The 13,411-nt window shown below is 42.2% G+C and carries 11 protein-coding genes and 2 rRNA genes; 8 read left to right on the top strand and 5 right to left on the bottom strand.

The features are described from left to right. The first annotated feature begins 4 nt into the window (after positions 1–4). Positions 5–805, top strand: a complete 801-nt coding sequence (locus WH214_RS05470; protein ID WP_004684173.1) for an ABC transporter ATP-binding protein — start codon at positions 5–7, stop codon at positions 803–805. Positions 806–1,163: 358 nt separating this feature from the next. Continuing rightward, entirely contained in the window at positions 1,164–1,802 is a 639-nt protein-coding gene (locus WH214_RS05465) for a TetR/AcrR family transcriptional regulator (protein ID WP_004684172.1), read from the top strand. 60 nt (positions 1,803–1,862) lie between these two features. Here the strand turns inward: WH214_RS05465 and WH214_RS05460 are convergent, their stop codons facing one another. Then, a complete protein-coding gene (locus tag WH214_RS05460) occupies positions 1,863–2,423 on the bottom strand; it encodes a phosphorylase family protein (RefSeq protein WP_004684171.1) in 561 nt (186 codons plus the stop codon). A gap of 131 nt (positions 2,424–2,554) precedes the next feature. Continuing rightward, positions 2,555–3,691: a TDT family transporter gene (locus WH214_RS05455; RefSeq protein ID WP_339421933.1), complete on the bottom strand. Its 1,137-nt coding sequence runs from the start codon at positions 3,689–3,691 to the stop codon at positions 2,555–2,557. Between the two features lie 206 nt (positions 3,692–3,897). On the opposite strand from WH214_RS05455, the gene ribF reads away from it, so the two are divergent. From ribF to WH214_RS05425, 6 genes are all read left to right on the top strand, one after another. Beyond that, positions 3,898–4,899, top strand: a complete 1,002-nt coding sequence (gene ribF / locus WH214_RS05450) for a bifunctional riboflavin kinase/FAD synthetase (RefSeq protein ID WP_339992998.1) — start codon at positions 3,898–3,900, stop codon at positions 4,897–4,899. A gap of 64 nt (positions 4,900–4,963) precedes the next feature. Further along, positions 4,964–7,807, top strand: a complete 2,844-nt coding sequence (ileS, locus tag WH214_RS05445) for an isoleucine--tRNA ligase (protein ID WP_339421934.1) — start codon at positions 4,964–4,966, stop codon at positions 7,805–7,807. Continuing rightward, complete coding sequence (gene lspA, locus WH214_RS05440) at positions 7,800–8,339, top strand: signal peptidase II (protein ID WP_010325539.1); 540 nt, start codon at positions 7,800–7,802, stop codon at positions 8,337–8,339. The genes ileS and lspA overlap by 8 nt, the downstream gene beginning before the upstream one ends. Continuing rightward, the gene (locus tag WH214_RS05435; RefSeq protein WP_004684162.1) at positions 8,332–8,814 is read left to right on the top strand and encodes an FKBP-type peptidyl-prolyl cis-trans isomerase; all 483 of its coding nucleotides are present in this window, start codon (positions 8,332–8,334) and stop codon (positions 8,812–8,814) included. The genes lspA and WH214_RS05435 overlap by 8 nt, the downstream gene beginning before the upstream one ends. Positions 8,815–8,968: 154 nt before the next feature. Further along, a complete protein-coding gene (locus tag WH214_RS05430) occupies positions 8,969–9,511 on the top strand; it encodes an NADPH-dependent FMN reductase (RefSeq protein WP_339421935.1) in 543 nt (180 codons plus the stop codon). Positions 9,512–10,155: 644 nt separating this feature from the next. Continuing rightward, complete coding sequence (locus WH214_RS05425; protein ID WP_339421936.1) at positions 10,156–11,190, top strand: TauD/TfdA family dioxygenase; 1,035 nt, start codon at positions 10,156–10,158, stop codon at positions 11,188–11,190. 34 nt (positions 11,191–11,224) lie between these two features. Here the strand turns inward: WH214_RS05425 and WH214_RS05420 are convergent, their stop codons facing one another. The 3 genes from WH214_RS05420 to WH214_RS05410 form a co-directional block, all read right to left on the bottom strand. Next, entirely contained in the window at positions 11,225–12,382 is a 1,158-nt protein-coding gene (locus tag WH214_RS05420) for a PQQ-dependent sugar dehydrogenase (protein ID WP_339421937.1), read from the bottom strand. A gap of 623 nt (positions 12,383–13,005) precedes the next feature. After that, positions 13,006–13,120 (bottom strand): 5S ribosomal RNA (rrf, locus tag WH214_RS05415). 179 nt (positions 13,121–13,299) lie between these two features. After that, positions 13,300–13,411, bottom strand: a 23S ribosomal RNA gene (locus tag WH214_RS05410); the annotation flags it as partial.

The following is a 13,411-nucleotide window of genomic DNA, read 5'->3' as shown; positions in this document are numbered from 1 at the left end:
TGAGATGACTGATTTAAGCCTTGGTCGCCATGCCAATATTCCGTCGCCGCCAAATCACAATCAAGACATTAACCCTCAAGCGGTGCTTGGGGCCGAAATTATTATCGAACAACTGCATAAGTTTTATGGCTCAGTTAAAGTCCTCGAAGACTTAGATCTGCATATTCAGCCGGGTGAGTTTTTAGCCATTGTCGGACGCAGTGGTTGTGGTAAAAGTACCCTGCTGCGCCTGATTGCCAACTTAGAACAACAAAGCTACGGCGAAATTAAATTTAAGTCCGCACGACACCTCCGCGAAGGGATTACCGCAGACGATATACGGGTCATGTTCCAAGATCCACGACTGCTGCCATGGCGCTCGATTGAACAAAATGTGCAACTGGGGTTGCCGAAACAACAACATGCCACTGCCTCGGGTCTGCTAGAAAAAGTCGGACTCAAAGAAAAAGCGGGTCTTTGGCCTTCACAGCTCTCTGGGGGACAGCGTCAACGGACCGCTTTGGCACGCGCTTTATCGCATAAGCCGCGGATTTTATTGCTCGATGAACCTTTGGGTGCACTCGATGCCTTAACCCGCTTAGACATGCAGAATTTGATTGAAAAATTATGGACGGAACAAGGCTTTACCGCCATTTTAGTCACCCATGATGTCAGTGAGGCCGTTCAACTGGCCGATCGAATCATTTTGCTGGACCGTGGCCATATTGCCAAAGAGTTTCAAGTCGACCTACCCCGCCCTCGCGTCAAAGATATGCAGTTCAATACCCTTGAACAGCAGGTGTTAAATGCAGTTTTAGCCACATAAGTAGACTAAAAAATCCTTAGCTTGGGGTGCTAAGGATTTTTTATGCTGAATTTCAGTAAAAAAACACAAGACCATCATATGAATTGAGCATACTTTATTTTAAATAATGTAATAAATTTCACGTTATTTTTATCAAAACATACCACTTCACATTGAATCATTTCATATAGTTTAGACAAAATAGTTTTTATATAATTATATTTTATTGGACAACTTTTAGAATTTATCGCAATTTAAGAGCCAATCTACAGAATAAATGATCATTATTCAAAAAATTAAATTTCCACTTTGTGCACAAATCTGATGATTTGCCGTACAATTTGTCCTTCCCCCTTTTTATTGTTTTTTAAATTAGAGAATGGAACAGAAAAAGAGTACTCAAAAACGCCACCAGCTGCTGAATGCTGCACTAGACGTCTTCTCGCTCTATGGATTTAATGGAGCAAGCTTAGATGAAATCGCACAGATTGCTGAAATGCACAAATCGAATATTTTCTATTACTATGAAAATAAAGAAGCTTTGTACGTTGAAGTTTTAACGACGGTTTTACAAAAATGGTTAGCCCCACTACAGATGTTAGAAGCTGACTTAGAGCCGGAAGAAGCGATCACCAACTACTTATTGCAAAAGATTGAGGTTTCTCGGACTCAACCGAAAGCGTCTCGCTTGTTTGCGTTAGAAGTGATCCAAGGGGCTCCGCATATTTTGGAAATCCTTAAAGGGCCTTTAAAGAAGTTGGTCAAACGTAAAGCCAAAGTCATTAGCAATTGGCAAGAGCAAGGTAAAATTTCAACTGAAATAGACCCTGAGCTGTTAATCCTCAATATTTGGGCATTAACACAAAACTATGCTGATTTTGCCACGCAAATGGAAATGGTAACAGGTAAAACCCTACGTAACCGCAGTATGCAACAACGAGTCATTCAACATACCGTGCATATGATGCTGTATGGCGTGATCCCGCGAACACCGTCTGAATTATTCAAAGCTGAGTAATTTTGGCATACGACCATAGCACTCTATGGTCGCCGAATTGAAAAAGACAGAATCAAAGTCTCAGATACTTTCAAATAATGCTAATAATTTCTGAGCTCCCAATAACAAATTGTCTTCCCAGTCCAAATGCGCGGTGTCGTTGGCACCATCTGAAATATATTTGACCGAAATCAGGCGGACACCCTGTTTCTTACAGACCTTTGCCAGCGCATATCCTTCCATATCAACCAAATGACACGGTACTTTGGGTTCACCCGTTTCAAAGCTATCCCCTGTTCCACAGATGCCAGTACGGAGTTGTTGGAAAAACGGTTCTAAATGAATCTCCGCAGGATGCATGGTGTCAAATGGGGTAAAACCGACAGCGAAACCCAGTGGAGAGACATCCATGTCGCGTTGTACGAATTGAGAGACTTCGACCAATTCGTGCTTATCAAAATACGTACTGCCTGCTGTACCTAAATTAATCAGGGTTTTACAGCCTGTTTTTTGAATCACTTCAAATGCTTTATAGGCCGCGTTGACTTTACCAATACCGCTGTAATGAACTTCAATCCCTGCTTGCTCAAATAATCCTTTAGACTCATTCGGCAAAGCCATGATTAGTGCAACATCCGACATAAAATACCCAAATAACAGACTTCATTCGTGCCATTAGAAAACAAATCGATCCGAAAGAAAAGCGCCGCTAGTCTCTGCTACACCAAAGTGTATAAGACCAGAGGCTCTTTGAACTGAAACAATTTCTAACCTCATTTATACTGCTGTTCTAAATAGGTTTTTAAGCACGGCGAAAAGAACAAATGACCTTGATAAAACCCCTGTGCCGTTTTGGTTGCGACCAAACTCCATAACAACATTAGTATGGCTGCAAAAGCATAGCCAACGGCATACAGTAAGGCCAAGTTGAGTTGTTGGGCTAAGTTTAAGATTGCGAGCGTATATACGCCCAATGGAAAAGTCAGTCCCCACCAACCCAAATTAAACGGTAAGTCCTGTTTGGCATGGTGCAAAGTCGTCAGTACCGCAATCCCCAACCACCACAGTCCAAAACCCAGCAGAATTAAACTGGCCAAAATCCCCGCCTGCTGAAATAACTGCCCCAGTTGTGCTAAGCCCAAACTGGCCATCAGCGTCGGTGCCTGATGCCCTAAAATCAATAATGCCAAAGCAGCAGTGCCTATCGGACCCAAAGCCAACCAACTGCTGACCGCCAACTCTTTTTCAGGCAGTTTATGTAAGACCAAACGCAACATTAAAATCGTTAAAATAGCAAAGGCGGGTAATACTGAAACACCCCACAACACATAACTGCCCAATAAAATCGCAACGGCATGAGTATCAGTTGCCAAATGCCCCAGCAATAAACCACCGCTGCTGGCTGCAACTTCACAGGCCACGATCGGCAATAACCACACCGCAGTCATCTGCTGTAAAGCATGCTCCTGATGTCGATACATGGCAAAAGGAACTGCCCACGCCACCAAGAGCGCCAAGACTACATCTGCATACCAGAGCGTTTGCGCAATCTGTACAGCTGTGTCGCCATAAATAAGCTGACCATACTTTAAAAAGCCATTGAGGATGGTGGCCAGCGCCATCGGAATCGTCCCTAAAAATAGGCTCATGCTTGGATGTTGAAAAATCTGTTTGGCTTCGTGCGGATAAAATGCCCAACGTAAGCCATATAGCACACTAAAAAGTACGAACAATAAAATATTGAAATACCACAGCCCTGTGCCGAGTTGCCATGTGAGTGCCTTTAACATCGGAAACTCTGATACAATTAACGCCACGACACCTGTTCCCATACTGACAGTGAACCAGTTGGGGGTGAATTGACGAATGATATTGTGGCGCTGTCCAAGTTGTGTAAATGGTTTTTGCATGAGTTCGGCCTCATTTAAAATCTACATTTATACTAATCAAATCTATAAATAAGAAAAATTGATTAATTTATATTAAATAAATAAGTAAAACTGATATAAATATACTTTGCGCTAAATTTTGCGTTGTCAAAAAACAACCACAAGACGAATGCCCAAGAATATGGCAATATATAAGCCGTTCTTAATTCCAAGCACTTGATTTGCCCATGAAGCTGCTCCGTCTAAATGCTTTGCCTTCACATACCCAATTAGAAAAAACCGCTGTCACCATCGGTAATTTTGACGGGGTGCATTTGGGTCATCAAGCCATGATTCATCAGCTCAAAGCCGTTGCAAAACAACAAAATCTAAAAACAGTGGTGATGATTTTTGAGCCTCAACCACTTGAATTCTTTAAAGGTTATGATGCTCCACCGCGTATTTCATCATTGCGTGAGAAAGTCGAATATTTAACTGAGCTGGGTGTGGACTATATTGCGGTCGCGAAATTTTACAACAGCTTCCGAAGTTTAAGTGCAGAACAATTTGCCGATATTTTAAAAGAAAAACTCAATGCCCAAAGTCTGGTTTTAGGCGATGACTTTCACTTTGGTAAAAACCGCCAAGGCAACAGCGAATTTCTAGAAAACTATGGTTTTCAAGTCCACAATCTAGAAACCATCCTCTCAGAAGGTGAACGCGTCAGTTCAACTCGGATTCGCCAAACACTGGCTGCAGGGGACTTGGCGTTGGCTGCTCAGTTATTAGGGCGCCCTTATAGCATTACGGGTCGCGTACAATATGGCGACCAAATTGGCCGAACCCTTGATTTTCCAACCATTAACGTACGTTTAAACCGTCATAAACCCTGTTTAAACGGCATTTATGGTGTAGATGTGATATGTGAAACCACGTCTTTACGCGACAAAGTGAAAGCAGACCACCCTGATCGATTAGGGGTTGCAGGATATGACCATTCAGCGCTTTTTGGTGCGGGTCATGTCGGAACACGTCCAGCCATTCAACAAGCACAGCCAGAATGGCGATTAGAAGTACATTTCCCTGATGTTTCTGCTAATCTGTATGGCTTGTTAATGCGGGTCACTTTCTTAAACTATTTACATGGTGAAAAGAACTACCCTTCGCTGGAAGCACTAAAAGCGGGAATTGATGATGATGTGGTGAAACTGCTTGAGTTCCGCCAAAACACCCCCACATTTCCCTTTTAAATACCAATCAATTTTATGTAAAACGCGTCAGCCGAGCCGCTGATTAAATTGGAAGACATCTTGCATGAGCGATAAGCAAACTACTGAAAATGCAGTGGATTATAAAACCACACTCAACCTCCCAGGTACCGAATTTGCCATGAAAGCAAACCTTGCGGTGCGTGAAGCAAAATGGTTAGAAGAGTGGTATGCCGACAACATTTATCAGCAGATTCGTGCGTCGCGTATTGGTAAGAAAAAATATGTTCTGCATGACGGCCCTCCTTATGCAAATGGCCAAATTCACTTGGGTCATGCGGTCAATAAAGTTTTAAAAGATATCATTATTAAAAGTCGTATTCTCGATGGCTTCGATGCCCCTTATGTACCAGGTTGGGACTGTCACGGCCTTCCGATTGAACTGAAAGTAGAAGAGAAAGTCGGTAAAGTGGGCGTGAAGGTGGATGCTTCTACTTTCCGTAAAGCCTGCCGTGAATATGCTTACACCCAAGTTGAACTGCAAAAGAAAGACTTTGTGCGTATGGGTGTGTTTGGTGACTGGGACAATCCTTACCTGACCATGAACTTTAAGCAGGAAGCGGACATTGTGCGCTCTGTTGGCGCGATTGCAAAAGCAGGCCATATCGAACCAGGTCTTAAACCTGTGAACTGGTGTTTAGACTGTGGTTCAGCTTTGGCTGAAGCCGAAGTGGAATATGAAGATAAAAAATCTGACGCGATTGACGTTGGTTTTACGGTTGTCGACTTAAAAGACTTAAGCGCACGTTTAAATCTCAACGTAGAAGCGGCAACAGATATCGTAATTTGGACCACCACGCCTTGGACTTTGCCTGCAAACCAAGCGGTTGCCGTCCATGCTGAAATTGACTATCAACTGGTTCAAGTTAGCACCGACCGTGGCGTGCAAAACTTTATTTTAGCTAAAGACTTGGTTGAATCAGCAGTTGAGCGTTATAAGCTTGAAAACCCTGTGGTTCTAGCTGATTTTAACGGCTCAGCAATTGAAAACCTATTATTACAACACCCGTTACTGACCGATCGCCAAGTGCCTGTGATTTTAGGTGAACACGTGATTGCAACCAGCGGTACGGGGGCGGTACATACGGCACCTGGCCATGGTGTAGACGACTATAAAGTTGGCTTACAGTACAACTTAAAAGTTGAAAACCCAGTGGGCGGTAATGGTGTGTATTTACCAACTTCACCAGTTTTTGCAGGCGAGCACATCTACAAAGCCAATCCAAAAATCATTGAAGCTTTGGGTGCAGTTGGTCGCTTATGGGCACATCAACCGATCAAACACAGCTACCCACACTGCTGGCGCCATAAAACACCGATTATCTTCCGTGCGACCCCACAGTGGTTTATCAGCATGGATGCACAAGGCCTGCGTCAAAATGCTTTAAATGCGATTGAAAACGAGATTAGCTTTGTGCCTGATTGGGGTAAAAATCGTATTCAAGCCATGATCGAAGGTCGTCCAGACTGGTGTATTTCGCGTCAACGTACGTGGGGTGTGCCAATCCCATTCTTCGTGCATAAAGACACTAACGAACTCCATCCGCGCACAGCAGAGTTGATCGAAGAAGTCGCGAAATTGATCGAGCAAGAAGGGATTGATGCTTGGTATAACCGTGAAGCGAAAGACTTTATTGGTGATGAAGCGGAACAGTACAACTGTGTGCGTGACACTTTAGACGTGTGGTTCGACTCAGGCACAACGCACTATGCCGTGTTGCGTGAACGCGAAGAACTCACCGATCCTGCTGATTTATACCTTGAAGGTTCAGACCAACACCGTGGTTGGTTCCAGTCTTCATTGCTCACCTCAATTGCCATCAATGAACGTGCGCCGTACAAAGGCTTACTGACTCATGGCTTCGTGGTGGATGAAAAAGGCCGTAAGATGTCAAAATCTTTGGGCAACATCATCACCCCACAAGACATCATTAAAGATATGGGTGCAGACGGCTTACGTTTCTGGATTGCATCGGCCGATTACCGTTATGAAATGACTGCAGGTAAAGAAATCTTTAACCGTGCATCAGATGGCTACCGCCGTATTCGTAATACTTTGCGTTTCTTATTGGCAAACTTGAATGGTTTCACACCATCGACGGATGCACTTCCTGTCGATCAATTGATCGCACTTGATCAATACATCTTGCAACGTGCAGCGGACGTACAGAAAACTATTCAGCAAGCCTACGAAGATATGAACTTCCATATCGTGGCAAATGCGCTGACCAACTTCTGTATCAATGATTTGGGTGGTTTCTACCTCGACATCATCAAAGACCGTCAGTACACCACCAAAGCCGATTCACAAGCGCGCCATTCAGCTCAAACTGCGCTGTATCATTTGGTGCAAGCCTTTGTACGTTGGATGTCACCAATCTTAAGCTTTACCGCTCAAGAAGCATGGCCACTGATTCCAGAACAAACTGAGAAATATGTGTTCACTGCGGAATGGTATGACATTCCTGTGGCTTCAAAAGCAAACTTGTTGTCTGAAGCCGATTGGCAAACGCTGATTGCAGTGAAGTCTGCGGTGAACAAGTTCATCGAAACTGCGCGTACCGCGAAAATCGTGGGTTCAAATCTCTCTGCCAAAGTTGAACTGTGGGCAGATGCAGAACTCAAAGACGTACTGGATCGTTTAGATGATGAACTTCGTTTTGTTATGATCACTTCACAAGTCTTGGTCAATGCATTCGATGCAACTCAAGGTGAAGCCTCTGATCTGGCAGGTCTGAATGTTCAAGTCTCGGCGGCTGATGGTGAAAAATGTGTACGCTGCTGGCATGTTCTGCCAGATGTGAATACACATGTTACACATCCAGGTCTATGTGGTCGTTGTATTATCAACCTTCCTACAGGCCAAGGCGAAGAGAGAAAGTATGCCTAACCCACAACATAAAAAGGGCTTATTCCAATTCTATCCGCACAATTTGGTGTGGGTAGGTTTGGCTATTCTAGCGATTGTCTTAGATCAATGGACCAAATGGATTGCCAGTACCCATCTGAATTATGCAGATCCAGTACCAGTCCTGCCCTTTTTAAATTGGACTTTATTGCATAACTATGGCGCAGCCTTTAGTTTCTTGTCCGATGCGGGCGGCTGGCAACGCTATTTCTTTACCTCTCTTGCAGGTATTGTGTCTGTCATTTTTCTGTTTTGGCTGATGCGTATGCCCAAAACCGTGAAAGTGCTGCCCATCGCGATTGCCCTTATTTTAGGTGGTGCTATAGGGAATTTAATTGACCGTGTAACCTTAGGCTACGTGGTTGATTTTATTCATGTGTACTATCAAAACAGCCACTTCCCTGCGTTTAATATTGCAGATAGTGCGATTACGCTAGGAACGATCCTTTTGTTGATCGATACCTTTTTTCTCGAAAAAAACCGTATCCAACGTGCTGAAGTAAACCATGACTGATTTTATTAATCCCAATGAAGAAACTCGCGTAAGCGAAGGTTCAAAAGTAGAGTTACATTTTTCTGTGTGCATTGAAAATGGCGTAGAAATTGATAACACACGTAGCCGTGAAGAACCTGTGAGCCTTGTAATGGGTGATGGCAGCTTACTGCCTGGTTTTGAAAAAGCACTGTTTGGTTTACGTGCTGGCGACCGTCGTACTGTAAGCCTACCACCAGAAGATGCTTTTGGCCCTTGGAATCCTGAAAACGTACAACAGTTTGATACAGTCAAATTTGAACAGCGTCCTATTGAAGGGCACATGATCGAGTTTGAAGACAAAGCTAAACAAAGTCTTTATGGTGTGGTTAAAACTGTAGGTGATGACATCACCGAAGTCGACTTTAACCATCCATTGGCAGGTAAAGATATTACCTTTGAAGTTGAAATCTTCAAAGTGACGCCTGCTGGCCAACAAGGCATCAAAATTATGTAAAGCCACAGATCGATTGTCTGTGTGTCAGCCAAAGCCCCTTCGGGGGCTTTTTTAATGCCTCAAACATTGGTCAATCAGATACATATTCAATCTATGCAAAGCCTAATTTTCATACTACCGTAGCGTAATCACATTTATTTCCCAAGGATTTTTCATGAAAATTCAGGTCATTATAGGCAGTGTTCGCGAAGGCCGAACAGCCATTAAAGTTGCACGATGGGTGCAACAAGGTTTTGAACAACTTGGGCTCAATACGGTCCAACTCGAATTGGTCGACTTAAAAGAGTGGGATTTGCCAATTTTTTCAGGTGCCAATCCTCCTATGACGGGCATTTATGATCAACCCAAACAACAAGCATGGGCCGACCACATTGCCCAAGGTGATGCCTTTATTTTCATTAGCCCCGAATACAATCATGGTTATAGCCCTGCGCTTAAAAATGCCTTGGATTACTTAGGCAAAGAATGGCAAGGTAAACCTGCAGCCTATATCAGTTATGGTGGTACCAATGGCTCACGCTCCATTGACCAAATTCGCCAAGTCGGTACTCAGCTCGGTCTGGTGGATACCAATGCGGTGATTGAAATTCGAGATATTTTTTCACGCAATAAAACCGCAGATTTTGAACCAAATCCTTTTGATGAGAAGAATCTAAAAACAGCAATTGATAAACTCATTAAATATGTCAGCGCATAAGCATGAGATTCTTCTGTACGCTATTGCTTACAGTAACTTAAGTATTTGTCGGCTTTTCAATAAACAGCATCGACGCTATAGTTAAATCATACAGAGACAGGATGTCTCAGATGAAAAACAAAAATAATAACATACACAGCAGGATGCTGATCGGTAGGACAGGAGTTATACCGCTTGAAAGAATTTAAAAAGCCCTCGACAGGATGTCGGGGGCTTTTTAATTGTATTGATTTTTAACTCAATGTTTCTCCAAAAGCCCAAATCACAATCAGATATTAACGAACCTCTTATATGCTTCAATGCTTTGAAAGATGCTCGTGAATACAAACCAAATTGGTCTACTGGGATGTCTATCTCAACTTAGATTCTCTAAAAATAATCACATAAAACAGATGTATAAACATGAAAAATTTAACAAATCATCATTTCCGTACAACGTACATATTTAAGCGCTAATCCATACAATAGATCCATCAAATATTAAGACTTTCACCGTTTGTCGGTATGTTCTTCTGTACAACGAAATATTACATCTGGCGCTCGAACTACACTTTATACTCTCGCCGACTGAACATCTGCTGCTTCACCCAAATACTTCAGTCCAATACAATAAATTAAAAAAAACAACAATAGAGACCATTCACATGCACCCAAACACCACACTTTTAAATGATTATTGCAAAATTTATGTTGCTGACCCCGAATATACAGATGTAGATGCTCTAGCCGCCTACGTTAGAGTTCATCGTACAGAACTTATGCAAGAGTTGCATCAGTACGGCATCTTATTATTTCGCGGCTTTAAATTACAACGTCACTATGAATTTCATGAGTTGATCGAACATCATTTTCAGCTTGAACCTTGGCATCCATTTACGCCTAAAAAATCAGGTTGGTTTGCCTCTTTGATTCGTAAATATAGCGAAAATCGTGCAGGTGATGATAGACCTTATCTCAACCACAATACGGTGCAATTAGGCTCTGTTGAAAACTCAATTCAAGGTCCACATGTCGAAGGTGGCCTATACTCGACTCGCTCGCGTTATATTGCCTTGTTTTGCCAAGAAACCGCGGACCACTTACTCGAAACAGGGTTTAATAACCTCGAAAGAATTTGGGCCCATTTTCCAGTTAGCGTACAACAAAAATACTTAGGTGCATGGAACCATTTTTCTTATATTTCAACACGTAAACTCAATCTTTTTGATCGCTTGGCCTTCAATAAAAGCTCAGTTGGTTTCCAGAAAAAATCAAATAAAGAAAGCAAACTTACCTTAAAACGCTCACCTTTCGTTGTCATACACCCGAACACGCAAAAGCCGATGATCCAGCCGTGGGCTTTTGCAAACAATACCAATGCTTTTGCCCATCAAGCTGCACAAAAAAGCTTTACGCAGCGAGGAAAGCTTCAACCAGACCCCACGACTAATTGCATGCAACTGTCATGGGAACTTTTCACCCATGAAGGTGAAAAAATTGAATGGACCGATCAGGAAAAACAGCACTTCTTTGAAGCCTTATATCACGATGCACTCTTGCTCCAGTGGCAAAAAGGGGATGTCGCCTTGATCGATAATATTAAAATTGCCCATTGGCGGATGAATGGCAAACAAGGACAACGAAAACTGATGCAGATTCAAGCCAATGTCTTCAATGCCGATCAACATGCTGCGCTTTAAAACCGTCTTTCCTAGCAACACTCTGTTTAGGTGATTAATGTGAAAGCAGCTGAATTAAATCTGCATATTTCCCATCCTCAATCACCCAAATACTTCCATCTTTCGCTTGTTGTAAACCACGGATACGTTCTTTCATATCTATCCGTTGGATTTCTTTTACTGGCTGTGCTGTGGTGTCTACAATAATTAATACTTTAGATGAAAGCCCACCAATGATGGCTTTATCCTGCCACTTTGGAAACATCTGTCCCGTATAAAAAATCAAACTCGATGGAGAGATTACGGGTGTCCAGTCTAATTTTGGCGCTTCAAACTCAGGCCGCGTGGCGTGGTCAGGGATATTCACACCACTATAATGATCACCATTCGAAACGATTGGATAACCATAGTTTTTAGCCTTTTGAATTAAATTAAGCTCATCCCCACCTTTGGGGCCCATCTCCACCACCCAAAGTTGTTTTTTGCCATCCAAAGCCATTCCCAAAGGATTACGATGCCCCAAACTCCATATTTGTTTTGCGATATCCCCCTGCATCTGAAATGGATTATCTGAAGCAACCGAACCATCATCATTCAAGCGAATCATTTTTCCAAGGTTCGATGTTAAATCTTGTGCAGGCTCAAACTTTTGCCGTTCTCCCGAACTAATCCATAATTTCCCTGCACCATCCAATAATATCCGATGTGCATAATGTCCCTGTCCGCGCACCTTGGGTACTTGTTTCCATATCGTTTTAAGATTGTCTAATTGTGGCTGCGCCTGATCTAAATTCAAATCAGCACGAATCACAACCGCACCATAACCACCTTGCCCTGCTTCTGCATAGCTAAGATAAATTTGATGGTTTTGTGCAAACTCAGGATGTAAAACAATATCACCTAATCCGCCTTGGCCACCATAAGCCACTTTAGGTATATTCCTAATGAGAGTCTTTGTCTGATCTATAGGATTAAATAAAATCAACTGTCCTGATCTTTCAGTAATTAATAATCGCCCATCAGGCAATACCGCTAATGCCCATGGCTCATTAAATTCAGCAATACGTTTCAGGTGTATAGATGTGCCTAAAGAAGCAGAACTGTCCTGTTGTTCCTGTGCTGCTGACTCTATCTGACTTTGAGCATGACATGCCATTAAGCCCAAAAATGCACTCACTGTCATCAACAAACAAAATGCTTTTTTTCTCAGCATTGCCTTCCCCCATTAAATGCACGATCACCATTCATTGTAGAGAAATCATAAGTACAAGGTTATCCGCTTTGGTAACAAGATGAATCTGTGTAAGCCAAAGCTTACAAAAACTGAGGAAAGTGACCACTAGCCTTAAAAACAGCTTATAGCATATATTAAATACATCAGGAGACAGGACGTTTCCCAAACTTAAAACAACAATAATCAGTTTGAGCATCAGGATGTGAGATATGACAGGAGTTGTATCTAAGCACTGAAATACAAAGAAACCTCGACAGGATGTCGGGGTTTCTTTTTTATTAAGCACATTAAAATCTAAATCAAAACCTGTTTTAGCATATTTTGCATGATCACGAGTTAACTATAGCCCTTCTTTTCCAACGGATATAGATGAAATAGCTGCTCAATTGCTTACAATATATACAGATACTTAGTTAAAATTTCTTTTAGTGAAGAAGAAACCATCAAATTCAAGTGAGAAACTAAACCTATTAAATTTTAGAGGCTATTTTTAGCCAATCTTCTTTCCCACTTAATATTTCTCTTTTTCTTTATTATTTAATATTTTCAGCATAAAAAAAAATCCCCCTCAGCGATTAGCGGAGGGGGATTTTGAATTAATGAGCTGGCGATGACTTACTCTCACATGGATAACTCCACACTACCATCAGCGCTAAGAGGTTTCACTTCTGAGTTCGGGAAGGGATCAGGTGGTTCACTCTTGCTATTGTCGCCAGCACAACTGTTTATGACTATTCGTTGGGTCTTATTTACACATTGTGTATGCCTAACTTTCATCAAATGAGTTATTAACAGAACATCTGAGTTAATTTAATTTGCACATTGTACTTAGCTTTATAACTAAATCAAGTTGTTTGCAGTGATTTGAACCACAACACCAACTGTTTGGGTGTTGTATAGTCAAGCCTCACGAGCAATTAGTATTGGTCAGCTTCACATATCACTATGCTTCCACATCCAACCTATCAACGTCGTAGTCTTCAACGGCTCTTTAGAGGACATAAAGTC

It is taken from the genome of Acinetobacter sp. MYb191 (assembly GCF_037572605.1).
GTDB lineage: Bacteria > Pseudomonadota > Gammaproteobacteria > Pseudomonadales > Moraxellaceae > Acinetobacter > Acinetobacter johnsonii.
The sequence above is the reverse complement of the archived record's forward strand: the minus strand, read 5'-3'. Positions and strand labels throughout refer to the sequence as shown.